Annotated in this window: 26 protein-coding genes; 5 read left to right on the forward strand and 21 right to left on the reverse strand. The window is 65.6% G+C overall.

Features of this window, described 5'->3' with window-relative positions:
- From ACSFB7_RS18325 to flgB, 19 genes are all read right to left on the reverse strand, one after another.
- On the reverse strand, window positions 1-1,611 hold the full coding sequence (locus tag ACSFB7_RS18325) for a methyl-accepting chemotaxis protein (RefSeq protein WP_435472574.1): 1,611 nt from the start codon (window positions 1,609-1,611) through the stop codon (window positions 1-3).
- A gap of 101 nt (window positions 1,612-1,712) precedes the next feature.
- Entirely contained in the window at window positions 1,713-3,434 is a 1,722-nt protein-coding gene (locus ACSFB7_RS18330; protein WP_435472705.1) for a methyl-accepting chemotaxis protein, read from the reverse strand.
- A 101-nt stretch (window positions 3,435-3,535) separates the two neighbouring features.
- The gene (locus tag ACSFB7_RS18335; RefSeq protein WP_435472576.1) at window positions 3,536-5,209 is read right to left on the reverse strand and encodes a methyl-accepting chemotaxis protein; all 1,674 of its coding nucleotides are present in this window, start codon (window positions 5,207-5,209) and stop codon (window positions 3,536-3,538) included.
- Between the two features lie 63 nt (window positions 5,210-5,272).
- The gene (locus tag ACSFB7_RS18340) at window positions 5,273-5,797 is read right to left on the reverse strand and encodes a chemotaxis protein CheW (protein ID WP_435472578.1); all 525 of its coding nucleotides are present in this window, start codon (window positions 5,795-5,797) and stop codon (window positions 5,273-5,275) included.
- A 15-nt stretch (window positions 5,798-5,812) separates the two neighbouring features.
- Window positions 5,813-7,435, reverse strand: coding sequence for a methyl-accepting chemotaxis protein (locus tag ACSFB7_RS18345; protein WP_435472580.1), 1,623 nt, complete (start codon window positions 7,433-7,435; stop codon window positions 5,813-5,815).
- Between the two features lie 16 nt (window positions 7,436-7,451).
- Window positions 7,452-9,020 carry a methyl-accepting chemotaxis protein gene (locus ACSFB7_RS18350; RefSeq protein WP_435472582.1) on the reverse strand — a complete coding sequence of 523 codons (1,569 nt, stop codon included), beginning with the start codon at window positions 9,018-9,020 and terminating at the stop codon, window positions 7,452-7,454.
- 140 nt (window positions 9,021-9,160) lie between these two features.
- The gene (locus ACSFB7_RS18355; protein ID WP_435472584.1) at window positions 9,161-10,888 is read right to left on the reverse strand and encodes a methyl-accepting chemotaxis protein; all 1,728 of its coding nucleotides are present in this window, start codon (window positions 10,886-10,888) and stop codon (window positions 9,161-9,163) included.
- A gap of 7 nt (window positions 10,889-10,895) precedes the next feature.
- Complete coding sequence (locus ACSFB7_RS18360) at window positions 10,896-11,213, reverse strand: hypothetical protein (RefSeq protein WP_435472586.1); 318 nt, start codon at window positions 11,211-11,213, stop codon at window positions 10,896-10,898.
- Window positions 11,188-12,747, reverse strand: a complete 1,560-nt coding sequence (locus tag ACSFB7_RS18365; protein WP_435472588.1) for a methyl-accepting chemotaxis protein — start codon at window positions 12,745-12,747, stop codon at window positions 11,188-11,190. Before ACSFB7_RS18365 ends, ACSFB7_RS18360 begins: the two co-directional genes overlap by 26 nt.
- A 49-nt stretch (window positions 12,748-12,796) precedes the next feature.
- Complete coding sequence (locus ACSFB7_RS18370) at window positions 12,797-13,324, reverse strand: chemotaxis protein CheW (RefSeq protein ID WP_435472590.1); 528 nt, start codon at window positions 13,322-13,324, stop codon at window positions 12,797-12,799.
- A gap of 91 nt (window positions 13,325-13,415) precedes the next feature.
- Entirely contained in the window at window positions 13,416-14,423 is a 1,008-nt protein-coding gene (flgJ, locus tag ACSFB7_RS18375) for a flagellar assembly peptidoglycan hydrolase FlgJ (RefSeq protein ID WP_435472592.1), read from the reverse strand.
- Between the two features lie 10 nt (window positions 14,424-14,433).
- Window positions 14,434-15,519, reverse strand: coding sequence for a flagellar basal body P-ring protein FlgI (locus ACSFB7_RS18380; RefSeq protein ID WP_187114133.1), 1,086 nt, complete (start codon window positions 15,517-15,519; stop codon window positions 14,434-14,436).
- A gap of 71 nt (window positions 15,520-15,590) precedes the next feature.
- Window positions 15,591-16,298, reverse strand: coding sequence for a flagellar basal body L-ring protein FlgH (locus ACSFB7_RS18385; RefSeq protein ID WP_435472594.1), 708 nt, complete (start codon window positions 16,296-16,298; stop codon window positions 15,591-15,593).
- A complete protein-coding gene (flgG, locus tag ACSFB7_RS18390) occupies window positions 16,298-17,080 on the reverse strand; it encodes a flagellar basal-body rod protein FlgG (RefSeq protein WP_187111692.1) in 783 nt (260 codons plus the stop codon). The genes ACSFB7_RS18385 and flgG overlap by 1 nt, the downstream gene beginning before the upstream one ends.
- Before the next feature lie 64 nt (window positions 17,081-17,144).
- Entirely contained in the window at window positions 17,145-17,891 is a 747-nt protein-coding gene (locus ACSFB7_RS18395; protein ID WP_187111693.1) for a flagellar basal body rod protein FlgF, read from the reverse strand.
- 40 nt (window positions 17,892-17,931) lie between these two features.
- Window positions 17,932-19,149, reverse strand: coding sequence for a flagellar hook protein FlgE (flgE, locus tag ACSFB7_RS18400; RefSeq protein ID WP_435472597.1), 1,218 nt, complete (start codon window positions 19,147-19,149; stop codon window positions 17,932-17,934).
- A gap of 97 nt (window positions 19,150-19,246) precedes the next feature.
- Window positions 19,247-19,930 (reverse strand): flagellar hook assembly protein FlgD, encoded by a 684-nt coding sequence (locus tag ACSFB7_RS18405; RefSeq protein ID WP_435472599.1) that lies wholly within the window; start codon window positions 19,928-19,930, stop codon window positions 19,247-19,249.
- 29 nt (window positions 19,931-19,959) lie between these two features.
- Window positions 19,960-20,355, reverse strand: coding sequence for a flagellar basal body rod protein FlgC (gene flgC, locus ACSFB7_RS18410; protein WP_435472707.1), 396 nt, complete (start codon window positions 20,353-20,355; stop codon window positions 19,960-19,962).
- Between the two features lie 40 nt (window positions 20,356-20,395).
- The gene (flgB, locus tag ACSFB7_RS18415) at window positions 20,396-20,803 is read right to left on the reverse strand and encodes a flagellar basal body rod protein FlgB (protein ID WP_435472601.1); all 408 of its coding nucleotides are present in this window, start codon (window positions 20,801-20,803) and stop codon (window positions 20,396-20,398) included.
- Between the two features lie 220 nt (window positions 20,804-21,023).
- On the opposite strand from flgB, the gene flgA reads away from it, so the two are divergent.
- From flgA to ACSFB7_RS18440, 5 genes are all read left to right on the forward strand, one after another.
- On the forward strand, window positions 21,024-21,734 hold the full coding sequence (gene flgA / locus ACSFB7_RS18420) for a flagellar basal body P-ring formation chaperone FlgA (RefSeq protein ID WP_435472603.1): 711 nt from the start codon (window positions 21,024-21,026) through the stop codon (window positions 21,732-21,734).
- An 82-nt stretch (window positions 21,735-21,816) separates the two neighbouring features.
- Window positions 21,817-22,113, forward strand: a complete 297-nt coding sequence (gene flgM, locus ACSFB7_RS18425) for a flagellar biosynthesis anti-sigma factor FlgM (protein WP_435472605.1) — start codon at window positions 21,817-21,819, stop codon at window positions 22,111-22,113.
- A complete protein-coding gene (locus ACSFB7_RS18430) occupies window positions 22,110-22,565 on the forward strand; it encodes a flagella synthesis protein FlgN (RefSeq protein WP_435472607.1) in 456 nt (151 codons plus the stop codon). Before flgM ends, ACSFB7_RS18430 begins: the two co-directional genes overlap by 4 nt.
- Before the next feature lie 57 nt (window positions 22,566-22,622).
- A complete protein-coding gene (locus tag ACSFB7_RS18435; RefSeq protein ID WP_435472609.1) occupies window positions 22,623-23,099 on the forward strand; it encodes a YadA-like family protein in 477 nt (158 codons plus the stop codon).
- A 144-nt stretch (window positions 23,100-23,243) separates the two neighbouring features.
- Window positions 23,244-24,107, forward strand: coding sequence for a response regulator transcription factor (locus ACSFB7_RS18440; protein WP_435472611.1), 864 nt, complete (start codon window positions 23,244-23,246; stop codon window positions 24,105-24,107).
- Window positions 24,108-24,320: 213 nt separating this feature from the next.
- Here the strand turns inward: ACSFB7_RS18440 and ACSFB7_RS18445 are convergent, their stop codons facing one another.
- The gene (locus ACSFB7_RS18445) at window positions 24,321-25,286 is read right to left on the reverse strand and encodes a branched-chain amino acid ABC transporter permease (protein WP_435472613.1); all 966 of its coding nucleotides are present in this window, start codon (window positions 25,284-25,286) and stop codon (window positions 24,321-24,323) included.
- 4 nt (window positions 25,287-25,290) lie between these two features.
- Window positions 25,291-26,193, reverse strand: a complete 903-nt coding sequence (locus tag ACSFB7_RS18450) for a branched-chain amino acid ABC transporter permease (RefSeq protein ID WP_435472615.1) — start codon at window positions 26,191-26,193, stop codon at window positions 25,291-25,293.
- Window positions 26,194-26,196: the final 3 nt, after the last annotated feature.

The following is a 26,196-nucleotide window of genomic DNA, read 5'->3' on the forward strand; positions in this document are numbered from 1 at the left end:
TTATGGTGCCAGTGCTGTGAATGGCGATGGCGCGTAGCGCGGGTGTGCCACTTCGATGGCACGGTTGCTGTCCAGGCGGAACACGCTGACCACCTGCGACAGGCTGCCGGCCTGTTCCTGCAGCGATTGGGCTGCGGCGGAGGCTTGCTCGACCAGTGCGGCGTTCTGCTGCGTGACCTGGTCCATCTGCGTGATGGCCTGGTTGATCTGTTCGATGCCTGAGGTTTGTTCCTGGCTGGCTGCAGTGATCTCGCCCATGATGTCGGTCACACGCTTGACGCTGCCGACGATCTCTTCCATGGTGCGGCCGGCTTCTGCGACTTGCTTGCTGCCTTCTTCGACTTTCTCTACCGAGTCGCCGATGAGGGTCTTGATTTCCTTGGCTGCTGCGGCCGAGCGTTGCGCGAGGCTGCGAACTTCGGAGGCCACCACCGCAAAGCCACGGCCTTGCTCGCCTGCACGGGCGGCTTCGACAGCGGCATTCAGCGCGAGGATGTTCGTCTGGAAAGCGATGCCATCGATCACGCCGATGATGTCCACGATCTTCTTGGACGATGCATTGATCGAACCCATCGTGTCGACCACTTGCGACACGACGCTTCCGCCCTTCACAGCCACTTCCGAAGCCGACACAGCCAACTGGTTCGCCTGCCGCGCGTTGTCCGCGTTCTGCTTGACGGTCGAAGTCAACTCCTCCATCGAAGCTGCCGTCTGCTCCAGCGAACTGGCCTGCTGCTCCGTACGCGACGAAAGATCCTGATTCCCCGAAGCAATCTGCCCCGAAGCCGTCGCAATCGTCTCCGTGCCCGTGCGCACTTCGCCCACCACCTTGGCCAGGCTCTCGTTCATGTCCTTCAGCGCCTGCATCAACTGGCCCGCTTCATCGCGGCTTTCCACGCGGATGTTCGCGCTCAGGTCGCCGCCGGCCACCGTCTCGGCGACGGTCACCGCATGCCCCAGCGGCCGCACGATGCCCACGCTCAAACGCCACGCGAACAACGCGCCGACCAGCAGCGCGATGCCCGACAGCACCATCAGCGTGGTCTGGCCGCTCGACTGGTCGGCCGCGATGCGCTGGGCCACCTCATCGATCCGGTCGCGCTGGTGCGCCGCAAGGTTGGCCACGGCGTTTTCGTAGACGGTCAGCCCCGCCGCGAACTGGGTGTCGGCCAGCTCGCTGGCTTCGGCGCCCTTGTCCTCGGACTTGAGCTTGTTGATCTTCTCGATGATCTGCAGCACCACCGCGCGCGCGTCGGCCACGTTGGCGTACAGCTTCTTTTCTTCCGGCGAAGTCAGCATCTCTTCGAGCTTCTTTTGCACCGGGTTGATCTTGGCCGAGCTTTCGGCGCGGGCGTTGGCGAAGTAGGTCACGACGGCCGGGTCGGTCGCCTTGACCATGGCGAACGAGCGCACGATCGTCGGCCCCAACAGGTTCGACCACTGGTTGGCCAGGCGCTCCTTGACCAGCGCGTGCTTCATCATTTCGTCGGTGGCGCTGCCCACGTTCGACAGCCGCAGCATGCCGGTGCCGGCAATGACCGCCATCAACAACAGGATGGCCGCGAAGCCGAGCCCCAGCCGGGTGCCGATTTTCAGATTCTTCAAACTCATTTGTCTTCTTCTTTCAGAACTGGAACGAATCTCGCCGCGGAACGCGGCGTTGTCGTTTCGTTATCGGCACCGGCCGGGCGGTGTTGAGGCCCTTTCCTTCTTTAAAACTCGGTCCAGTCGCCTTTCGCGTCGCCGGCCATGGCGAGTTGGGGGGCAGTGCCCGAGGCAGCCGCACGACGGGTGGGCAATGCCTTGGCAGGCGGCTTCGGCGCTGGCTTGGCGGTCTTCGGAATCGGCGTCAGGTGCTTGAAGGCGGGGCGCGCGGCCACGGCGTGCGTGCCGAGCTTGAAGATGCTCACGGCTTGCACGAGGCTGCCGGCTTGTTCTTGCAGCGACTGCGCTGCGGCCGAAGCTTCTTCGACCAGTGCGGCGTTCTGTTGCGTGACCTGGTCCATCTGCGTGATGGCCTGGTTGATCTGTTCGATGCCGGAGGTCTGCTCCTGGCTTGCGGCGGTGATCTCACCCATGATGTCCGTCACGCGCTTGACGCTGCCCACGATCTCTTCCATGGTGCGGCCGGCTTCTGCGACTTGCTTGCTGCCCTCTTCGACCTTCTCTACCGAGTTGCCGATGAGCGTCTTGATTTCCTTGGCTGCTGCGGCTGAACGTTGCGCGAGGCTGCGCACCTCGGAGGCGACAACCGCAAAGCCACGGCCTTGTTCGCCAGCGCGTGCAGCTTCCACGGCCGCATTCAACGCAAGGATGTTCGTCTGGAACGCGATGCCGTCGATCACGCCGATGATGTCGACGATCTTCTTGGAAGACGCATTGATCGATCCCATCGTGTCGACCACCTGCGACACGACGCTTCCGCCCTTCACAGCCACTTCAGAAGCCGACACGGCCAACTGGTTCGCCTGTCGCGCGTTGTCAGCGTTCTGCTTGACGGTCGAGGTCAGCTCTTCCATCGAAGCCGCCGTCTGCTCCAGCGAACTCGCCTGCTCTTCAGTCCGCGATGAAAGATCCTGATTCCCCGAAGCAATCTGGCTCGACGCCGTCGCAATGGTGTCCGTGCCCGTGCGCACTTCGCCAACGATCTTCACCAGGCTGTCGTTCATGCCGCGCAGGGCGTCCAGCAGCAAGCCCGTCTCGTCCGTGGTTTGCGCCTCGATGCGGCTGGTCAGGTCGCCCGCCGCCACCGATTGCGCCACCTTCACCGCTTCGGCCAATGGCCGCGCGACGATGCGCGCGATCCACAGCGCCAGCGCCAGGCCCAGCGCCACGCAGCCCAGCAGCAGCCCCAGCACCCACAGGCGGGCTTCCGCGTACACCGCATCGGCCGTGTTACCGGCCTTGATGGCGCCCGCCACGTTCACTTCGGTCAACTTGTCCAGCGCCGCGTTGATCTCGCGGCTCAACTGCAGCGACTTGCCCCGGCTCAGCGCGGTGGCCTGTTCGCTTTCCTGCGTGTGCGAGACGGCGATGATCTTCTTGTGCTCGATCTCGTACTGGGCGAGCAGCTTCTCGTACACCGGATAGACCTCGCGCTCCTCGGGCTCCGAAATGAGCGCCACGTACTCGGCGCGGTGCTTCTGCAGGCTGGCCCAGGTTTCGTCCATGGACTTTTCATAGGCGGCCATCTCGTCGTATGAGCCCGACAGGATGTGCTGCAGCTCCTGCGAGCGGTAGCGCGACACCAGGCTCTTCATTTCGAGCAGCGAACGCGTGGCCGGCATCCAGTTGGTCGCCAGGTCCGTGGACATGTCGTGGACCTTGCCCAGTTGCAGCATCGAGAAGGCACCGACACAAGCCGTCAGCACAAGGACGGCGATGAACGACACAAGCATCTTGGTCGCGATTTTGAGGTTGTAGAAAGTTTTAATGATTTTTCCTTTGGGCCATGGGGCGCCCGATTCAATTCACCGCTGCGGGACGCGGGTCGCCCTGCCGGGCAGGCCGACGGTGCCCGCAGCGGTATCCATTCCTAGAACGCACGCCAGTCGCCGGTGTCGGCGCCTGCCACGGCCAGCCGGGGCACTGCGGCGGCCGGCTTCTTCTCGCTCGCGGCGGGCAGCGCCCTGGCGCGGGGGCGCGATGCGGCCTGGCTGTCCGTGTCGAGCTTGAAGATGCTCACGGCCTGCACAAGGCTGCCGGCTTGCTCTTGAAGCGATTGCGCTGCGGCCGATGCTTCTTCGACCAGTGCGGCGTTCTGTTGTGTGACCTGGTCCATCTGCGTGATGGCCTGGTTGATCTGTTCGATGCCTGAAGTCTGTTCCTGGCTCGCGGCGGTGATCTCACCCATGATGTCTGTCACGCGCTTGACGCTGCCGACGATCTCTTCCATGGTGCGGCCGGCTTCGGCGACTTGCTTGCTGCCCTCTGCGACTTTCTCTACCGAGTCGCCGATGAGGGTCTTGATCTCTTTGGCCGCTGCAGCCGAGCGTTGTGCGAGGCTGCGAACTTCGGAGGCCACCACAGCAAAGCCTCGGCCTTGCTCGCCTGCGCGTGCTGCTTCGACTGCCGCATTCAGCGCAAGGATGTTCGTCTGGAAAGCGATGCCATCGATCACGCCGATGATGTCCACGATCTTCTTGGACGACGCATTGATCGATCCCATCGTGTCCACCACCTGCGACACGACGCTTCCGCCCTTCACAGCCACCTCCGAAGCCGACACAGCCAACTGATTGGCCTGTCGCGCGTTGTCAGCGTTCTGCTTGACCGTCGAAGTCAGCTCTTCCATCGAAGCCGCCGTCTGCTCCAACGAACTCGCCTGCTGCTCCGTACGTGACGAAAGATCCTGATTCCCCGAAGCAATCTGCCCCGAAGCCGTCGCGATCGTCTCCGTGCCCGTGCGCACCTCGCCCACCACCTTGGCCAGGTTCGCATTCATGTTCTTCAGCGCCTGCATCAACTGCCCGGCTTCGTCGCGGCTCTCGACCTCGATGTTCGCGCTCAGGTCACCGGCCGCCACCGTTTCCGCAACCACCACGGCCCTGGCCAGCGGCCGGACGATGCTGCGCGAGATGAAGAACGCGAAGATCGCGCCGCTGATCACCGTCAGGATGCTCAGCAGCATCTGCAGGTTGAAGCTGTGCGAGTTCGCCGCGTCGATGGCAACGCTCATGTCGTCGATGGCCTTGCGCTCCATCTGCAGCAGATCGAGCACCCGGCCTTCGTAGGCCTTGGCGGCCGGCTGGAACGATTCCTTGAACGCACGCGTGGTGTCCACCGCGTTGCCGCTCGCCCTGGCCTTGCCCACTTCGTCCTTGGCCGCCTGGTACTTGGCGCGCAGCGCGACGATGGACTTGAACAGCGCCTTTTCTTCCTCGGTCACCAGCAGCTTCTCGACCTTCGCCATGGTCTCGCTGCCCTTCTTCACGCTGTCGGAGATGACGTCCGCGAACACCACCGGCAGCGTCTCGTCGGTGGTGCGAGCGATCATCGACGTGCGCGCAATCGCCGAGTAGGTCAGCACGTACCAGTCGGAGATCAGCCGCTCCTTGGCCAGCGGGCTTTCCATCATGAGGCGGGTGGCTTCTGCGTTGCTGCGCGCGGAGACCAGCGCAATCGCGGTCGAAACCACGGTCAGGCCCAGCACGATGGCGAAGGCCACGGCCAGCCGGGTCCCGATACGAAGGTTGGAAAACAATGTCATGGTGCTGGCTTTGAAGGTTGAAGGCGGTGAACCGGACCTGGCCCTGCGGCCACGACCCGGCAATCAGACGGTGGCTGCGGCCTCCACAAGGCCCATTTCTTCGCTGGACATCAGCCGGTCGATGTCCACCAGGATCAGCATCCGCTCATCCAGCGTGCCCAGCCCGATCAGGTAGTCCGTGTCCAGCACCGAACCCATCTCGGGTGCGGGCTTGATCTGCTCGGCCGTCAGCGTGATCACGTCGGACACGCTGTCCACCACCATCCCCACCACGCGCCCACCGATGTTCAGCACGATCACCACCGTGAACTGGTCGTACGTCGGGTCGCCCAGCGCGAACTTGATGCGCATGTCGATGATCGGCACGATGATCCCTCGCAGGTTCACCACGCCCTTGATGTATTCAGGTGCATTCGCGATGCGCGTCACCGCGTCGTAGCCGCGCAGCTCCTGCACCTTCTGGATGTCGATGCCGTATTCCTCGTCGCCCAGCTTGAAGGTCACGACCTCCAGCTTCGGGCCGTTGGCCGCCGGGGACGGCGCCGAGGCGGCTTGTTTCAATGGATCCTTTGCGTTCGTCGTCAGCATCTCTTCTCCTCCGGTTTAAAACTCGTTCCGACCGCCGGCGCCATCGCCGGCCTCGGCCCTGAAAACCCGCACGGCACTGACCAGGCCGTCGGCTTGTTCCTGCAGCGACTGCGCGGTGGCGGAAGCCTGTTCCACCAGTGCGGCGTTCTGCTGCGTGACCTGGTCCATCTGTGCGATGGCCTGGTTGATCTGTTCGATGCCCGAGGTCTGCTCCTGGCTCGCGGTCGTGATCTCGCCCATGATGTCGGTCACGCGCTTCACGCTGCCCACGATCTCCTGCATCGTCCGGCCGGCCTCCGCGACCTGCTTGCTGCCCGCCGCGACCTTGTCCACCGAGTCGCCGATGAGCGTCTTGATTTCCTTGGCGGCCGATGCCGAGCGCTGCGCGAGGCTGCGCACTTCGGAGGCCACCACCGCGAAGCCCTTGCCCTGCTCGCCCGCGCGTGCGGCTTCCACGGCCGCATTCAGCGCGAGGATGTTGGTCTGGAAGGCGATGCCGTCGATCACACCGATGATGTCGACGATCTTTTTCGACGACGCATCGATCGAGCCCATGGTGTCGACCACTTGCGAAACGACGGTGCCGCCCTTCACCGCGACTTCCGAAGCCGACACGGCCAACTGGTTGGCCTGCCGCGCGTTGTCCGCGTTCTGCTTGACGGTGCTGGTCAGCTCTTCCATCGACGCCGCCGTCTGCTCCAGCGAGCTGGCCTGCTGCTCGGTGCGCGAAGACAGGTCCTGGTTGCCCGAGGCGATCTGGCTCGACGCCGACATCACGCCGGCCACGTTGGTGCCCACGTCCGCCACGATCGCGAAGAGGTTCGCGCTCATCTGGTTCAGCGCGCGCAGCAGCCCGGTGATCTCGTCGCCGGGCCGCACCTCGAAGCGCGCCAGGTCGCCGCCCGCGATGGCCCGTGCCACTTCCACCGCTTCGTCCAGCGGACGGAACACGGTGCGGCCGAGGAACTGCCCCAGCCCAAGCCAGGCCAGCGCGGCGCCCACGGAAGCCACGGCCACGACACCGGGCAACCAGCTTTGCGCACCGGAGGCCGCGGCCAGCCTGGACGCTTCCATCCAGCCCATCGCGCCGAAACCCAGCGACAGCAATGCGGCCACGGCCGTGGCGCCGAAGACCCGGCTGCGCACCGGAATGCGCCGCAGGCGTGCCAGCGGGTGGGTCCAGCCGCGCTGCACCACTTCGCCCTGCTGAATCTCGATGCCCTTGGCGCCGCCCTCGCGCATGCGGCGATAGAGCGCGTCGGCCTGCGCCACTTCGGCGCGCGCGGGCCGGCTGCGCACGGACATGTAGCCCTGCACGCGGCCGTTGCGGCGGATGGGCGTCACGTTCGCGAGCACCCAGTAGAAGTCGCCGTTCTTGCGCCGGTTCTTGATCAGTCCGGTCCAGGGCAGGCCCTGGGCCAGCGTTTGCCACAGGTCGGCAAAGGCCTCCGGTGGCACATCGGGGTGGCGCACGATGTTGTGCGCCTTGCCCATGAGTTCGCCGACGGCGTAGCCGCTGGCTTCGACGAAGGCCGGGTTGACGTAGGTGATGCGCCCCTTGAGGTCGGTGCGGGACACCAGGGCCTCGCCCGGCGAAAGCTCGTATTCGATGTCGGTGATGGGCAGATTGACGCGCATGGTCCGGTCGCCGCGTTCAGGCCAGCGCCAGTTGGTTCGGGCCGCCGAGGCGGAAGACACCGACGACTTGCGACAGGCTGCCGGCTTGCTCCTGCAGCGATTGGGCTGCTGCGGAGGCTTCTTCGACCAGAGCTGCGTTCTGCTGCGTGACCTGGTCCATCTGCGTGATGGCTTGATTGATCTGCTCGATGCCGGAGGTCTGCTCCTGGCTCGCTGCAGTGATCTCGCCCATGATGTCGGTCACGCGTTTCACGCTGCCGACGATCTCTTCCATCGTGCGGCCGGCTTCGGCGACTTGCTTGCTGCCTTCTTCGACTTTCTCTACCGAGTCGCCGATGAGGGTCTTGATTTCCTTGGCTGCTGCGGCCGAGCGTTGCGCGAGGCTGCGAACTTCGGAGGCCACCACCGCAAAGCCACGGCCTTGCTCGCCAGCACGTGCAGCTTCAACAGCCGCATTCAGCGCGAGGATGTTCGTCTGGAAAGCGATGCCGTCGATCACACCGATGATGTCGACGATCTTTTTCGAGGACGCATTGATCGAACCCATCGTGTCGACCACTTGCGAGACAACGCTTCCGCCCTTCACTGCGACTTCCGAGGCCGACACGGCCAATTGATTGGCCTGCCGTGCGTTATCCGCGTTCTGCTTCACAGTCGAAGTCAACTCCTCCATCGACGCAGCCGTCTGCTCCAGCGAGCTGGCCTGCTGCTCCGTACGCGACGAAAGATCCTGGTTCCCCGAAGCAATCTGGCTCGACGCCGTCGCAATGGTGTCCGTGCCCATGCGCACCTCGCCCACCACCTTGGCCAGGCTGGCGTTCATGTCCTTCAGTGCCTGCATCAACTGGCCAGCTTCATCTCGGCTTTCCACCCGGATGCTCGCGCTCAGGTCACCGGCAGCCACCGTCTCGGCCACTTCCAGCGCATGGCCCAGCGGGCGCACGATGCCCAGCGTCAGGCGCCATGCGAACAGCGCGCCCAGCACGAGCGCGATGGCGGACAGCACGATCAGCGTGGTGCGGCCTTGCGTATGGTCCACCGCGATGCCCTTGGCCGCGGCGTCGATCTTTTCGCGCTGGTGGTTGGCCAGTGCCTCGACGGCGTTGGCATAGACGGCCAGCGCGGCCGTGAACTTGGTGTCGACCAGCGTATTGGCCTCGTCCAGCTTCTGCTCGTCCTTGAGCTTGTTGAGGATGCCCACTGTTTCGAGCACCACGGCACGCGCAGCGGCCACGGCGGCGTAGAGCGCCTTTTCTTCCGGCGTGGCGAGCATCGCCTCGAGTTTTTTCTGCGCGGGCGTGATGCGCGCCGAACCTGCCGCCTGCAGCTTGGCGAAGTAGGCCGCGATCGCGGGGTCGGTGGTCTTGACCATCGCGAAATTGGCCACCGTGTTCGAGCGCAACAGGCTGAGCCATTCGGTCGCCAGCCGTTCCTTGACCAGCGCGCCTTCCACCATTTCGTCGGTGGCATTGCCCACCTTGCTCAGGCGCAGCACGCCGGTGCCTGCAATGAAAGCCATCAGCAACAGCATCACCGCGAAGCCCAGCCCCAGGCGCGTGCCGATTTTCAGATCCTTCAAACTCATTGCTCTCTTCCTTCAATAACGGGGACGGTGTCCGCGGCGCGCGACGGGCCACCGGCATGAAATGGATTCATGACGGGCCGACCAGACAACACCGTCTCCCTGTTATCGGCAGCAGATCGCCAGACTTGAGTCCTTTCTTCTCAAAATTCAGTCCAGTCGCCCTTGGCGTCGTTGGCCATGGCCAGTTGGGGTGCCGTGCCGGTGCCGGGCTCGCGGCGGGTGGGCAGTGCCTTGGTGGGTGGCTTGGGCGCCGGCTTCGCTGGCTTGGGGATCGGCGTGATGCGGGTGAAGCCGGGGCGGGGCGTGGCTGCCGCACTGTGGGCGTCGAGCTTGAAGACGCTGACGGCTTGCACGAGGCTGCTTGCCTGCTCCTGCAGCGACTGGGCTGCGGCGGAGGCTTCTTCGACCAGCGCGGCGTTCTGTTGCGTGACCTGGTCCATCTGTGTGATGGCCTGGTTGATCTGCTCGATGCCTGAGGTTTGTTCCTGGCTCGCTGCGGTGATCTCGCCCATGATGTCCGTCACGCGCTTGACGCTGCCCACGATTTCTTCCATGGTGCGGCCGGCTTCGGCGACTTGCTTGCTGCCTTCTTCGACCTTCTCCACCGAGTTGCCGATCAGCGTCTTGATTTCCTTGGCTGCTGCGGCTGAACGTTGCGCAAGGCTGCGAACTTCGGATGCAACGACGGCAAAGCCACGGCCCTGCTCGCCTGCGCGTGCGGCTTCGACCGCCGCGTTCAGCGCCAGGATATTGGTCTGGAACGCGATGCCATCGATCACGCCGATGATGTCCACGATCTTCTTGGACGACGCATTGATCGAACCCATCGTGTCTACAACCTGCGACACGACGCTTCCGCCCTTCACTGCCACTTCCGATGCCGACACGGCCAGTTGATTGGCCTGCCGCGCGTTGTCCGCGTTCTGCTTCACCGTCGAAGTCAACTCGTCCATCGAAGCAGCGGTTTGCTCCAACGAACTCGCCTGCTCCTCAGTCCGCGAAGACAGATCCTGATTCCCCGAAGCAATCTGCCCCGAAGCCGTCGCAATCGTGTCCGTGCCCGTGCGCACTTCACGCACGATCTTCACCAGGCTCTCGTTCATCGCCTTGAGCGCGGACATCAGCCGCCCGGTCTCGTCCTTCGAGCGCACCTCGATGCGCGAACTGATGTCGCCCGCAGCCACCTTCTCGGCGACCTGCACCGCCGCGCCAATCGGCCGCGTGATCGAACGCGTGATGAACCACGCAATCGCCGCGCCCACCAGCATCGCGAAGCCGCCCAGCACGAACATCAGGTTGCGTGCCCATGCGTAGCCCGCGCTGGCCTGCTCGTTGGCCTGGTTCGACAGCTCGGTCTCATGGGCGATCATGTCGTTGAGCACATCCACCAGCGCCTGCACGGCCGGCTGGAACTTGGTGACGAACACCTGCGTCGCTTCCTCGTTGCTGTTCTTCAGCCCGAGTTCGGTCAACTGGGTGTTCAAGGGCAGCAGCACCGCCACCCGCTCATCGACCTTGGCCAGCAAGGCCTTGCCGTCCGCCGTGACCAGCATCTTGGCAAGCGCCGTGCGGCCCGCCGCAAAGCGCTCCCGCGCACTGGCGATCTTCTTGACCTCCTCGCGCATGGCAACCTCTTCGGTCAGCAGGATCAGGTTGCCGTCGAAGATCGCGATGTCGCGGATCGCATCCACCATCGTGTTGACCGAAGACACCTTGACGTTGTTGCTGGTCACGATGCCATTGAGCCGCGCCTGGATGTCGGCCATCGAGTTCAGGCCGAGGCCGACCACGGCCGCCAGCAGCAAAAGCACGGCTGCAAAGCCCATGCCGAGACGGGTGCCGATCTTGAGGTTGAGAAGGGAGTTCATGGCGCTTTCAGGAATCTTTGGCGTTGACATGTTGAAAGACCCGGTCCAGCCGCTCGGCGACTTTCACCGCGTGGTCGGAGGAACGGCTGATCGAACGCGTGACGAACCACGCGACGGCGATGCCGGCGCACACCGTGGCACCGGCCAGGGACAGCACGGCCTGGCGCGCCCAGGCGCAGCCGGCACCGGCATGGAAGCCCAGGCCGAGCGCCGCGGCCAGCAGCAGGAACAAGGCGACGAAGGCCATGGCCAGACGAAGCGCGATCTTCGGGTTCAGAGGCGAGCGCAACACGGGTGCTTCAGGCCACCAGGGCTTCGTCGGCATCGAGCTTGAAGGTGCTGACAGCCTGCACGAGGCTGTCGGCCTGCTCCTGCAACGACTGCGCCGCGGCGGACGCTTCTTCGACCAGCGCGGCGTTCTGCTGCGTCACCTGGTCCATCTGTGTGATGGCTTGATTGATCTGCTCGATGCCCGAGGTCTGCTCCTGGCTCGCGGCGGTGATCTCGCCCATGATGTCCGTCACGCGCCTGACGCTGCCCACGATCTCGTCCATGGTGCGGCCGGCTTCCGCAACCTGCTTGCTGCCCTCCGCGACTTTCTCCACCGAGTCGCCGATCAGCGTCTTGATTTCCTTGGCGGCCGCCGCCGAGCGTTGCGCAAGGCTGCGCACTTCGGAAGCCACCACCGCAAAGCCCTTGCCCTGCTCGCCCGCGCGCGCCGCTTCCACGGCCGCATTCAACGCGAGGATGTTGGTCTGGAAGGCAATGCCGTCGATCACGCCGATGATGTCCACGATCTTTCTGGACGAGTCATTGATCGAGCCCATGGTGTCCACCACCTGCGACACCACGCTGCCTCCTTTCACGGCCACGGCCGATGCCGACACGGCCAACTGGTTCGCCTGCCGCGCGTTGTCCGCGTTCTGCTTGACGGTGCTGGTGAGTTCTTCCATCGACGCCGCCGTCTGCTCCAGCGAGCTGGCCTGCTGCTCGGTGCGCGACGACAGGTCCTGGTTGCCCGCCGCGATCTGCCGCGATGCCACGGCAATCGAATCGGTGGACGCCTTGATGCGCGTCACGAGGTCGGTGAGCGTGTCTTCCATCTCGCCCATGCCGCGCAGCAGCCGGCCGAAGTCGCCGCCGCGTTCGGTCTCGAACTCCTGGCTCAGGTCGCCGGAGGCCACGGTCTCGGCGATCAGCAGCGCCTCGGCAATCGGCTGCGCGATGCTTTTCGTCAGCAGCCATGCGAGCACCGAGCCCAGCGCGACGGCGAACGCGGCCAGCGCGATCAGGTACACGCGGCCCGAGCGGTACTGCACGTCGATGGCGGACGCGGTCCTGTCGATGTCCTGCTGCTGGTGCGCCGCCATCGCGCGGATGCTTGCGTCGTAGCCTTCGAGCGCCGGCAGCAGTTGCGTGTCGGTGAGCTTCGCGGCCTCGTCCTGCCGGCCATCGGTCTTGAGCTTGAGGATCTGGTTGCGCAGCTCGACGTAGTCGCCACGCTTTTTCTTGATGTCCGCGCTCAGCGCCAGCTCGGCCGGCGAACTCAGCATGTCTTCGAGCTTCTTCTGCGTCTCGGAGATCACGGCGCTGGTGCTGGCGATGTTCTTCTGCAGGTAGGCCTGCACGTCGGCGTCGTTGCTCTTGAGCAATGAGAAGGTGCGCACGCTGTTGGTGCTGGTGCCCAGTTGCCAGGCCGATGCCAGGCGCTCCTTGGCCAGCGAGCGCCGGGCCATCTCCTGCGTGGCCTCGCCCACGCCCTGCAGGCGCAGCACGCCGACGCCGGCGGTGGCCACCAGCAGCGCCAGCACCAGCGCAAAGCCGGCGCCCAGGCGCATTCCTATCGTCCAGTTCTTCATCTGCGTGTCTCCTCTCGAACCTTTGTCGTTGTTGTGTGGGTTCGAATGTTCAGGTGGCGATTTTTTCGACGAGCCCCATCTCGTCGCTGGACATCAGGCGGTCGATGTCCACCAGGATCAGCATCCGCTCGTCCAGCGTGCCCAGCCCGATCAGGTAGTCCGTGTCCAGCACCGAACCCATCTCGGGCGCCGGCTTGATCTGCTCGGCCGTCAAGGTGATGACATCCGACACGCTGTCCACCACCATCCCCACCACGCGTCCGCCGATGTTCAGCACGATCACCACCGTGAACTGGTCGTACGTCGGGTCGCCCAGCGCGAACTTGATGCGCATGTCGATGATCGGCACGATGATCCCGCGCAGGTTCACCACGCCCTTGATGTACTCCGGTGCGTTCGCGATGCGCGTCACCGCGTCGTAGCCGCGCAGCTCCTGCACCTTCTGGATGTCGATGCCGTATTCCTCGTCGCCCAGCTTGAAGGTCACGACCTCCAGCTTCAGGCCGTTGGCGCCGCCGCCTTGCGATGCGTGCTGTTGCTGCACTTGCTGTCTCCCGATGCCTGCAATCTCTGCCATGGTGTTCCTTTGCGTGGTGTGCCCCGCCGCGCGCATGCGTGCGGATGGGCGTGCCAAAGAGCGTGTGAATGAAGACCGGGCCGCGTGCGGCTCAGCCGAACTTCTGCATGATGCGAACCAGCTTCTCGCCGTACCGTGGATCGGTGGCGTAGCCCGCGCGCTGCAGGCCGTGCGCGGCCTCGTGCGGGTCACTGGTCGCCAGCACGTTCGCGTAGCGCGGGTTGCGGGTGATGAAGCGCGCGTAGTCGGTAAAGGCTTCGTCGTACGAGGCATAGGCCCTGAACTTCGCGCGCACCTTCGTTGGCTCGCCATCGACGTACTCGGTGGTGGTGGTCTCGACCGTGGTGCCCTTCCAGCTTCGGTCGGCCTTGATGCCGAACAGGTTGAAGCTCTGCGTGCCGTCGTCGGCGCGAATCTCGCGCTTGCCCCAGCCGGATTCGAGCGCGGCCTGCGCCAGGATCAGCGGCGCGGGCACGCCGCTCGCGGTGCTGGCCACCTGCGCCGAAGCGCCCATGCGGCCCACGAACTCATCGACCTGGCCTTGCAGCGATGCATTCGCGGCCGATGCACGGCGGTCGTTGTTGTTGTTGATCTGGTAGACGCCCAGGTCGGCGGCGGTCGACACGCGGGCGCTGGGCGCCGAGCCGAGCGGGATGCCCGCATTCGGCGCGAACGGCAGGCCGCCGCGCGGCAGCAGCGACATGGGCCTGACGCCGATCTCCGCGTCGGCCTCGGCATCGGGCGGGCCCGACGGCATGGTGCGGCGCAGTTGCGCGAGCATCGCCTCGGCCAGCCCCACGCCGCGCCCCGAAAGGTTCTGCGTGAGCTGCTGGTCGAACATCGAGAGATAGACCTTCTGGTCCTGGCTGTCGAGCAGGCCGCTCGAAGGCGTGGCCTCGCGCATGCTCTTGAGCACCATGTTCATGAACAGGGCCTCGAACTGGCGCGAGACCTGCTGCAGGCCTTCTTCGGGCGAGCTGCGCACGGTGCGCCGCAGCGCATCGACGCCCTGCACGTCGAGTGCAAAGCGCTGGTCGAGCGCATCGCTGCGGCTGGCCGCATCGGCGCCGGTCCATGCGCTGTTGGGAGAGATGGTCATGGGTGCGGCCTCAGATGATCTCCAGCTCGGCGCTCAGCGCGCCGGCCGACTTCATGGCCTGCAGGATCGACACCAGGTCTTGCGGATTCGCACCCAGGCTGTTCAGGCCCTTGACCACGTCGGAGAGCGACGCACCGCCGCGCACCATCTGGATGGCGCCGCCGCCCTGGTTGACCGAGATCTGCGAGGTCTGTGCCACCACCGTGCTGCCGCCCGAAAGCGCGCCCGGCTGGCTGATCACCGGCTCGGTGTTGATGACCACCGACAGGTTGCCGTGCGCAATGGCGCAGTCCTTCACGCGCACCGCCTGGTTCATGACGACCGAGCCCGTGCGCGCATTGACCACGACGCGCGCGCCGGCCTGCGTCGGCGTGACTTCGAGGTCTTGCAGTTGCGCGAGAAAGCCCACGCGCCGCTGCGGCTCGGGGGCCTGCACGCGGATCACGCGGGCGTCCATCGCCTCGGCCGTGCCGGGGCCGAACTGCCGGTTGATTGCATCCATCGCGCGCTGCGCGGTGCCGAAGTCGGAACGGTTGAGTTCGATGGTGAAGGTGCCTTCGCCCCCCACCGGCGCCTCGACCGTGCGTTCCACCAGCGCCCCGGCGGGAATGCGCCCCGAGCTGAGCTGGTTGATCTGCACCTTGCTGCCGTTGGCCGCGGCGCCCGCGCCGCCCACCACCATGTTGCCCTGCGCCACCGCGTAGGTCGCGCCGTCGACGCCCTTCAGCGGCGTCATCAGCAGCGTGCCGCCGCGCAGGCTCTTGGCATTGCCCATCGACGACACCGTCACGTCGATGTTCTGCCCCGGCCGCGCGAACGAAGGCAGCGTGGCCGTCACCATCACGGCCGCCACGTTCTTCAACTGCATGTTCACGCCCTGCGGAATCGTGATGCCCAGTTGCTGCAGCATGTTGTTCAGGCTCTGCGTGGTGAACGGCGTCTGCATGGTCTGGTCGCCCGTGCCATCGAGGCCGACCATCAGGCCGTAGCCGATGAGCGGGTTGTCACGCACGCCCTGGATGTTCGCCAGCTCCTTGAGCCGCTCTGCATGCACGGGCACGCAAAACACGAGCGCGCAAAGCGCAGCGATGCGCAAGCGGACCGAAAAATTCTTGAGATGCAGCGGAACCGGCTTTGCCGGGCGCGAAGCCTGGGGGTAAGTCATATTCAGAATGGCATCACGTTCAGGAAGATGCGCTGCATCCATCCCATGGTCTGCGCCTCGTCGATGTAGCCCTTGGCCGAGTACTCGATGCGCGCATCGGCCACCAGCGTGGAAGGCACGGTGTTGTTGCCCGACACGGTGCGCGGGTTCACCACGCCCGAGAAGCGGATGTACTCCGTGCCCTGGTTGATGCCCATCTGCTTTTCGCCGCTCACCAGCAGGTTGCCGTTGCCCATCACGTCCGTCACCGTGACCGTGATCACGCCGTTGAAGGTGTTGTTGGCATTGGCGCCGCCCTTGGCGTTGAGCGTGTTGGTGCCCGACAGCTTGGTGTCCTGCCCGTCGAGCAGGCCGCCCAGCAGCTTCGGAATGCCCGCGAACACGCCGGTGGTGCCGCCGCTGCGGCTGGCATTGGCGCCGGAATTCTTGGTCGCGTTGACCTTCTCGCTGATGACGATGGTGAGGATGTCGCCCACGTTGCGCGGACGGCGGTCCTCGAACAGCGCATTGGCGCCGGGCCCGTCCTGGAAGATCGCGCCGGGTGCGCGCCGCGACTGGTTGGCGGCATAGACATCGGCGCGCGCGGTCATCGGCTGGTGCACCAGCGGCTCGCGCGGCACCTGCGCGCAGCCCGCGGCCAACGCAGTGGCAAGCACCAGCAGCAGCGTCCGCAGGAAGACGCCGCGACGAAGAAAGCGCGCACCCTGCATCACAGCTGGGCCAGGCGCTGCAGCATCTGGTCGGAGGTCTGCACGGCCTTGCTGTTGATTTCGTACGAGCGCTGGGTGGCGATCATGTTCACCAGCTCTTCGACCACGTTGACGTTCGATGCTTCCACGTAGCCCTGGCTCAGCACGCCCGCGCCGTCGACGCCGGGGTTCACCTGGTTGGGCGCGCCCGATGCATCGGTCTCGGCATACAGGTTCTCTCCCTTGCTCTCGAGGCCCGTCGGGTTGACGAAGGTGGCCAGTTGAAGCTGTCCGATCTGCACGGTGTTCGTGCTGCCGGCCTGCACCACCGACACGATGCCGTCGCGGCCCACCGTGATGCTGGAGGCGTTGGCCGGAATGGTGATGGCCGGCTGCACCGGGAAGCCGCTGGCGGTCACGAGCTGGCCGTCGCGGTCTTTCTGGAACGAGCCGTCGCGCGTGTACGAGGTGGTGCCATCGGGCATCAGCACCTGGAAGAAGCCGCTGCCGCTGATGGCCACGTCGGTCGGCTTGTCGGTCTTGGTGAGGTTGCCTTGCGAGTGGATGCGCTCGGTGGCGACCACGTGCACGCCGGTGCCGACCTGCAGGCCCGAAGGCAGGCGGGTCTGGTCGGAGCTTTGGCCGCCGACCTGGCGCAGGTTTTGATAGACGAGGTCTTCGAACACGGCACGGCTGCGCTTGAAGCCCGTGGTGCCGACGTTGGCCAGGTTGTTGGACACGACGTCGAGCTGGGTCTGCTGGGCATCCAGGCCGGTCTTGGCGATGTAGAGGGAGCGAATCATTTCTTGAATCCTGCGGGTGTGTTGCTGCGCGAGTTGCGACGTGAGTTGCCGGGTGCGCTGCGGCTCAGCCGTACGACAGCAGCTTGTTGGCCGACTGCGCGTTGGTGTCGGCGGTCTGCAGCGACTTCATCTGCATCTCGAAGCTGCGCGCGTTGGCGATCATGGCCACCATGGCCTCGACCGGATTGACGTTGCTGCCCTCGACCACGCCGGTGACCAGCGTGACGGCCTCGTCGGCCTCGGCAGGCGGCTGGCCTTCGCGCATGCGAAACAGGCCGTCGTCGCCGCGCACCAGATCGGCGGTGGGCGGGTTGACCAGCTTCAGGCGCCCGACTTCGGCAATGCCCGTGAGCGTGCCCGAGGCAGCATCGCGCGAAGCGACCAGGCCGTTGGAGGCAATGACCACGGTGGAGCCCGGCGGCACGGTCAGCGCGCCGTTGTCGCCCACCACCTGGCGCCCACCCATCGTCGTGAGCTGGCCGTCGGCACCGATCTGCAGGTTGCCCACGCGGGTGTAGGCCTCGCCGCCGTCGGGGGTCTGCACCACCAGCCAGCCGGCGCCGCTCACGGCGACGTCGAGCGAGCGGCCGGTCTCGGTGAGCGGGCCATGGGTAAAGTCGGCGCCTGGCGTGGTGGCGGCCACGAAGGCGCGGGTCTGCGCTTCCGCACCGACCACGGGCACCGCACGGAAGTTGGCAATCTGCGCGCGGAAGCCCGGCGTCGAGACGTTCGCCATGTTGTTGGCGACCGAGGCCTGCTGTTCCATGGCCTGCTTGGCGCCGCTCATGGCGACATACAACATTCGATCCACTGGGTGCTCCTGATCTGTTCAGTCGTGCGTGATGACCGCGTCAGCGGATGTTCATCAGCGTCTGCATGACCTGGTCCTGCGTCTTCACGGTCTGCGCGTTGGCCTGGTAGTTGCGCTGCGCGACGATCAGGTTGACCAGCTCGGAGGTCAGGTCGACGTTGGACGACTCCAGCGCGCCCGAAGCCAGCGAGCCCATCTTGGTGCCCTCGCCCGGCGTGCCGGTGAGCGCATTGCCCGAGGCCAGCGTCTCGGCCCACACGTTGTTGCCCTTGGGCTCCAGGCCGTTGGGGTTGGCGAAGGACGACAGCACGATCTGACCCATCAGCTTGGTCTGTTCGTTGGAGAACTTGCCGGTGATGGTGCCGTCGGGGTTGATCGAGAACGAGGTCAGCTCGCCGGACTTGTAGCCGTCCTGGCTCAGCTTGGTCATGCCGTTGGTGGCGCCGAACTGGGTGGTGCCCGTCAGGTCGACCTTGGCGGTCAGCGGCGCGGAGCCGTTGGCGAAGTTGATGGGGCCGATGTTCAGCGAGCCGCCCGCCGGCGCGGTCATCACGCCCTTGGTGTCGAAGGCCATGCCGGTCAGCAAGGGAGCGCCGGCGTTGAGCGGCGCACCGTCCGAGGTGCCGTACACGTTCCAGGTGTTGGCGGCTGTCTTCACGAAGTAGACGGCCACGTCATGCGGATTGCCCAGCGAGTCGTAGACCGGGCCGATGGCATTGGAGTAGTTGAAGGTGGCGGAGTCGCCGGCCGCGAAAGGCGTCTTGGCGGGCACCGTGCTGCGCGCATCGAGGTTGAACACCGCGTTGACGTTGCCGGTCGGGTTGGGCGTCATGGAGGCGCTCTGCACCTGGATCGGCGACGGCGTGCCGCCGTTGATGCCGCCGCTGGCGTTGACGCCGTAGCCCGTCAGGCGCAGGCCCGAGGCGTTGACGATGTAGCCGTCCTTGTCGCGCGTGAACTGGCCGTTGCGCGAATACATGACCTCGCCGCTGGGGCTGCTCAGGCGAAAGAAGCCGTCGCCGTTCAGGATGGCCACGTCCAGGGGGCGGCTGCTCGATTGCGTCACGCCCTGCGTGAAGTTCTGCGTCACGCCCGACACCGAGGCGCCCAGGCCGACGCGCGAGCCGGCGTACACGTCCTGAAAGGTCGCGGCGGCGGACTTGTAGCCCACCGTGCCCGAGTTGGCAATGTTGTTGCCGATGACGTCGAGGTTTGCCGCGGCCACGCCGAGACCGCTGATGCCCTGGGAAAAACTCATGATGGATCCTTACTTCAATGCGTTCGATGCGATGTAAAAAAGACCTGCCGCGACGGCTGCAAAAAAAGGCCGCTTGCGCGCAGGACGTTTCGGAGACTCAGAGGAACAGGCGCACGTCGGCCAGGCCGATGCTGGCGCCCGAGGCCAGCTCGAGCGTGACGCCGCTGGCGCCCTGCTTGACGGCGGCCACTTGCGAGAAGGTCAGCGCGGTGGCTTTCACCGCCACGCCGCCGTTGTTGGCATCGACCGTGAAGCGGTAGGCGCCCACGGGCACCACGGCGCCGGTGTCGTCCTTGCCGTCCCAGGTGACGGCATTGACGCCTTCCTTCATGGAGCCGGCGTCGATGGTGCGCACCACCTTGCCGGTGGCATCGACGATCTTGATCTCGACGTCCGCGGCCGTGCCCGGCAGTTGCACCGCAAAGGCCTGGGTGGCGGTTTCCTTGCCCTCTTCGGGTTTCTTCGTGGTGAGCACGTCGCCGGGCGACAGCACGTTGTAGCCAATCAGCGAGGCGGCCTGCAGCACCTGGTTGGAGCCGGTCTGGCTCACGAGGCCGGCCAGCGTGCTGTTGAGCTTTTCGATGCCGCTCACGGTGCTCATCTGCGCGAGCTGCGAAGTCAGCTCGGCGTTCTGCATCGGGTTGAGCGGGTCCTGGTTGTTGAGCTGCGTGACCAGCAGCTTGAGAAAGCGCTGCTCGCTGTCCGTGTTCGAGACGTTGTTGCTGTTCGTCGCGGACGTGGCGTTCTGCCCGCTGATGGAGGAGGTGTCTGAGATGGCCATGGCGTGTCGGGGTTTTTCTGAAGATGGATTTACTGGCCGAGCGTGAGCGTCTTGACCATGAGCGTCTTGGCGGTGTTGAGCACTTCCACGTTGGCCTGGTAGCTGCGCGAGGCCGAGATCATGTTGGTCATTTCCTCGACCACGTTGACGTTGGGCATCGACACATAGCCCTGGGCATTGGCGTGCGGGCTCTTGGGGTCGAACACCAGCCGGGCGGGCGACGGGTCGTCGATGACCCCGGCGACCCTCACGCCGCCGATGTCCTGGTTGCCGGAGGAAGCCACCTCGAACACCACCTGCTTGGCGCGGTAGGGCAGGCCGTCGGGGCCGGCCACGCTCTCGGCGTTGGCCAGGTTGCTGGCGGTGACGTTCATGCGCTGCGATTGCGCGGTCATGGCGGAGCCCGCCACGTTGAAGATGTTCATGGAGTTGCTGGCGATGGGCATGCGTGGTGCTCCGTGCGACTTACTGCTGGACAGCCGACAGCAACGACTTGATCTTGGCGTTGATGATGGTGAGGTTGGACTCGTAGCGCAGCGCGTTGTCGGCGAAGGCCACGCGCTCGACGTCCATCTCGACGGTGTTGCCGTCGATGCTGGACTGGTGCGGGGTGCGGTACAGCAGGTCCTTGTCGGACGCGGCCTGCGCCTGGCCGGCCAGGTGGCGCGACGAGGTGGTGGCCAGCGACACCGACTGCGACGCGCGGCCGCGCTCGACGGCTTCGTTCAGCCGGCTGCTGAAGTCGAAGTCGCGCGCCTTGTAGTTGGGCGTGTCGGCATGGGCGATATTGGCCGCGAGCACCTCCTGGCGTTCCGCCCGGAGGTTGAGGGCTTCGCGGTTGAAGCGAAGCGCCGCATCCAGCTTGTCGATCATCTGTTTTCCATCTCTTGAGTGGTCGCCAATGCGCGGGGCGCGGCAACCGATGGAAAGCAAGTCTATGCATGCGGCGCGTTTGCAATCGCCCGAACAAAGGGGGTTTTCGCCTGCTGCTCGCGACTTCGCCCGGAGCCCGAATTTCTAGAATTGCACGGCGCCGGACTGTGTGTTGCCGGTTCGGCGCAACGAATTTTTCGCACGCCCTCCTGTCGCCCCGATGAACCACTTTCTGCCCCGCACCCGCCTGCCGCGCATCGTGTCGATGACACTGGTGGCGGCCATGGGTTCGGCCTGCGTGTTCGCGGCGGCGCCGGCACCCGATGCCGCCACGGTGGCCATCGAGAAGTACCTGCAGATGCAAAGCGCCGGCCTGCCGGGCAAGGTCACGATCAGCCTGGAAGGGCGCGGCACCGCCACGCTGCCCGAATGCGAGGCACCCGAGATTTTTCTGCCGCCGGGCGTCACGCCCTGGGGCCGCATTTCGGTGGGCGTGCGCTGCCAGGCGGAGCGGCCCTGGACGCGCTTCGTGCAGGCCCGCGTTTCCGTCGAAGGCAGCTATTTCGTTGCCACGCGTGCGATCGACACCGGCCGGCCGCTGGGCGCGGGCGATGTCACAGAACGCACCGGCGACCTCTCGCGGCTGCCGCGCTCGGTGATCACCAGCGCCGCCGAGTTGGTTGGCGTAGTGAGCGCCAACCGCATCGCACCCGGCGCGCCGATCCGCAAGGAACTGGTGCGCGGCGTCACCGTCATCCAGCAGGGGCAGGCCGTGAAGGTGGTGGCCCAGGGGCAGGGTTTCGTCGTCAGCACCGAGGGCAAGGCCATGACCGGCGCGAAGGTCGGCGCCATCGTGCAGGCCAAGACCCTGGACGGGCGGCTGGTCAGCGGCGTGGCCGACGAAGAAGGACAGATCCAGCTGACCCAATGAACCGCCTGGCCGCTTCGTGCACGCAATTCCTAAAGTTCTTGCCCAAGCTGCCGATATACGGGTCAGCCCCTGAGGAATCACCTTGAAAATCGATCCACCCGCCCCTTCGCCGACGCCCCTCCATCGAACGCCCGCGACCGGCGTGGCTGCGCCCGCGACCGGCGCCGAAGCCGTCGAGCGCCCGAAAGAGCCGGCGCAGGCCTCCGCGCACGTTCATTCGATGCCCGCCGCCGTGGGTGGCAGCGACTTCGACGCGGCACGCGTGGCGGCGATCCGCGAGGACATCCGCGCCGGCCGCTACGAGATCCGCCCCGAGCGCATCGCCGACGGCCTGCTGGCCAGCGTGCGCGACCTGCTCGATCCGAAGGGCGGGGAATGAACACATTGCTCGCGCACCTGCGCGCGGAAGCTTCCTGCATCGAGGAATTCCTCGGCGTGCTGGACCGGGAAGCCGAGGCGATGGCTGGCGGCGTCTTCACCGACCTGGCCGCCATTGCCGGCCAGAAGACCCAACTGCTGGACCGCATGGCCGAACTCGACCAGCAGCGCGAAGCCCTGCAGGCGGCGCTGGGCTTCGAGCCCGGCCGCGCCGGTGCGGATGCCGCGGCAACCGCCGGCGGCGCGCCCATGCAGGAGGCCTGGGCCGCATTGCTGGCGTTTGCCACGCAGGCACGCGACCACAACATGCGCAACGGCTCGATGGTCTATGCGCATCTGGACTTCACGCAACAGGCGCTGCACTTCCTGCAAGCCAGCGCCCAACTTTTCTACGGGCCCGACGGCGTTCGCAAGACGCAGGCGGGCGCCGGCACCCGGCTTGCCGCGGGCTGATTGCCTCGCGTCACGCTGCCAGCGGGTTCACCGCGTTTTTTTCATCCATCCACGGACATGGTCATTCCACACGGCGACAGCGCGACAGGCGACGGCAAGGGCAGGCAGCCCGCGCCGTGCGCGCGCCTCGCGTGGGCAGGTGTGCTGGCCGTTCTTTCGCTTGCCGCTGTGACCGTGCATGCCAGTGCCCGCGCCTTCGAGCTGGCACCGGGTGTGCTGCCCGGCGATGCGGTCAATCTCGGCCAGTTGAACCAGGTGCGCGCCGAGGCGCGCGAGGTGGCCCGCATCGCTTACTCCGGAACGGCCATGGCCGTGGCGCTGTCGAGTGCTTACGTGCCGACGCTCTACCCCGGAGAAAAGTCCATCGGTCTGGCCATGGGCAGCTACAGAAGTTATGCCTCTGCCAGCCTCGGCTTCAAGGCCCTGTCCGACGACGGCCGGATGGCCTGGGGCATGGCCGTCGCCACCACCGGCAGCGACTGGGGCCTGAATGCCGGCGTCGGCTGGAAGCTGCCGCGTGCCGGCGACCACTGACAAGTTGCTTGCCGTGCCTTCGTTTCAATCAGCGCCCCGCCGCGCCTTCTTCCACCACAACCGCATGGATGCCATCGACATGAAGAATCCTCTTCCGAAGCCAATGCCCTTGAAACACGTGGCCATGCCGGGCGGGTCGCGGCCATGACGGCCTCCCAGGGTTCGCGCCAGATCGCGCTGGTGGGTTGCGACGAAGCCCAGCAGGCCACCTGGGGCAACAGGCTGCGCCTGATGGGCTGCGAGCCGGCCTCCTTCGACACCAGCGCCGACTTTCTGCTGGCCGTGACCGCCGGCAGCCAGTTCGGCCTGCTGCTGATATTGCTCAAGGACGAAGGCGCATGGCCGATCCTCACGGCCATGTGCAAGGCGCTGCGCATTCCGATCTGCCTGGTCGCGAGCGCTTCGCAACGCGACCTGCTGATCCAGGTGCTTTCGGCGGCGGGCAATGATTCGCCGGGCGCGAACATCGACTTTGCGGTGCTGCCCATCGACGACTTCGAGCTGGAGCTGCGCGTGCGCGAATCGCTGCGGCGCAACGAGACGCTGCTGCATCCCCAGTCGGTGAGCGCGTTCTTCGGCGACTACCAGTTCCTGGGAAGCCGGCGCGTGGTGATCCACAAGGGCGTCGAGATCCGTCTGAAGCCGCGCGAATTCGAGTTGGCGTTGCTGCTGTTCCGCAATGCCGGACGGCTGCTGGAGCGCGACTGGCTGCTGGCCTCGCTGTGGGTGGATGCCAGGATCGAAAGAAAGAGTCGCGTGCTCGACTGCTGCGTGGCCAACATCCGCCGCAAGCTCTCGCTGCACAAGGAGAGCGGGTTCGACCTGCATTCGGTGTACGGGCGGGGCTACGAGCTGCGCCATCTGCCGACCGCGTCGTTGGGCGACGACGATGCGCATGCGCACCATCGGGACGACATGAACGGGCACCCGGGCATGAATGCCTCGGGCTTTCCGGATACGTCGAACGAGCCGGTGTGGATCGGTGAGACAGCGCGCGCCAGGGCTTGAGCCGCGAGGCGGTGATCTTCTTCAGGTGCGGGGGCTGCAGCCCCGCGCCTGTGGCAGCGTCACGGGCAGGGGCAAGGGAAATTTGTGACGACCTCTGGCCTCGAGGAACCACTCTTGTGAGCGGGTGCCGAAGCGACCTCTACCAACGCCTGAAGACCGTCTGCTCCAGTATCGCCAGGCAACCTTAAGCCGGGCTGAAGAGAGCGGGCCGCGTCACCGCTTCTGCAGCTTTTCCTTCCGGCGCTCCAGCAATGCCTGCCACTCCCCCACCAGCCCGCGCCTGAAGAACGACACGCACAGGATGAAGGTCATGCCGATCACGATCGTGACCACGCCGCCCAGCGCCGCCAGGTGGTTCTGCAGGCTGACCACCAGCGTCGCGCCAACCACCGGCCCCCAACTGGTGCCCAGGCCGCCGAGCAGCGTCATCAGCAGCACCTCGGTCGATGTGCTGAGCATCACGTCGTTGAGCGCCGACAGTTGCAGCACCAGCGCCTTGAGCGAACCGGCAAGCCCCGCGAGCCCGGCCGACAGCATGAACGCGTAGAGTTTGCAGCGGTCGGTGGCATAGCCCAGCGACACGGCGCGCGGCTCGTTGTCGCGCAGCGCTTTCAGCGCCTGCCCGAACGGCGAATGCACGATGCGGTGGGTGGCCAGAAAACCGGCCACGAACACGGCCAGCGTGAAGTAGTACATGTGGTTGTCGTCCGACAGGTCCACCAGCCCCAGCAGGTGCCCGCGCGGAATGCCCTGCATGCCGTCTTCTCCACCGGTCCACGGAATCTGCACCGCGAGAAAGTAGGCCACCTGCGACAGCGCGAGCGTGATCATCGCGAAGTAGATGCCGGTGCGGCGAATCGCCAGCGTGCCGATCAACCACCCGATGGCGACGGCGACGGCCACGCCGGCCAGGATGGCCAGCTCGACCGGAAAGCCGCTGGCCGAAAACCGGATCATCAGAATGCCCGTGGTGTAGCCGGCCCAGCCGAAGAAGGCGGCGTGCCCGAAGGACACGAGGCCGGTGAAGCCGATCAGCAGATTGAAGGCCAGCGCAAAGAGCGCATAGCAAAGCACCTTCATCACGAAGACCGGGTAGGCCACTTCCGGAAAGACCGGCACCAGCAGCGCGGGAACCAGCAGCACCAGCAGGATGCGGATGGGCATCGGTATCGACTTCATGCGCTTATTTCTCCTTGCCGAACAGGCCGGCGGGACGGGTCAGCAGGACGATGGCCATGATCACGAAGACCACCACCGTCGAGGCCTCGGGATAGAACACCTTGGTCAGGCCTTCGAGAATGCCCAGCGCGAGCCCGCTGACCACGGCGCCCGCAATGGAGCCGAGGCCGCCGATCACGACCACCGCGAAGACGATGTTGAGCAGGTTGGCGCCCATCAGCGGATTGACCTGCATGATGGGCGTGGCCATGACGCCGGCCAGCCCCGCCAGCCCCACGCCGAAGCCGTAGGTGAGCGTGATCATCAGCGGGATGTTCACGCCGAACGCCTGCAAAAGCTTGGGGTTCTCGGTGCCCGCGCGCAGCAGCGCGCCGAGCTTGGTCTTCTCGAAGAGATACCAGGTCACCAGGCAGATCAGGATGGCCGCGACGACCACGAAGGCCCGGTACACCGGCAGGAACATGAAGCCCAGATCGACACCGCCCTGCAGCAGCGGCGGTGGGTCGTAGCTCACGCCCGAGATGCCGTAGAAATGCCGGAACACGCCTTCGAGCACGAGTGCAACGCCGAAGGTCAGCAGCAGCCCATAGAGATGGTCCAGGTGGTAGAGGCGCTTGAGCAGCGTCTTCTCCAGCAGCACGCCCAGCCCGCCGACGATGACGGGCGCCAGCACCAGCGCCACCCAGAAGTTGATCTGGAAGGTGGGGCCGAGCAGCAGCGGCAGCTGCGTGAACCCGATCCACGCCAAGAACGCCGCCACCATGAACTGCGCGCCATGCGCGAAGTTGATGATGTTGAGCAGCCCGAAGATGATGGCCAGGCCCATGCTCAGCATGGCGTAGAAGCAGCCGTTGATCAGGCCGACCAGCAGCTGGGCCGCCAGAGCCTGCATCGAGATATCGAACATGGT

The sequence above is a fragment of the Variovorax raffinosi genome, from assembly GCF_051216615.1.
Lineage (GTDB): Bacteria > Pseudomonadota > Gammaproteobacteria > Burkholderiales > Burkholderiaceae_C > Variovorax.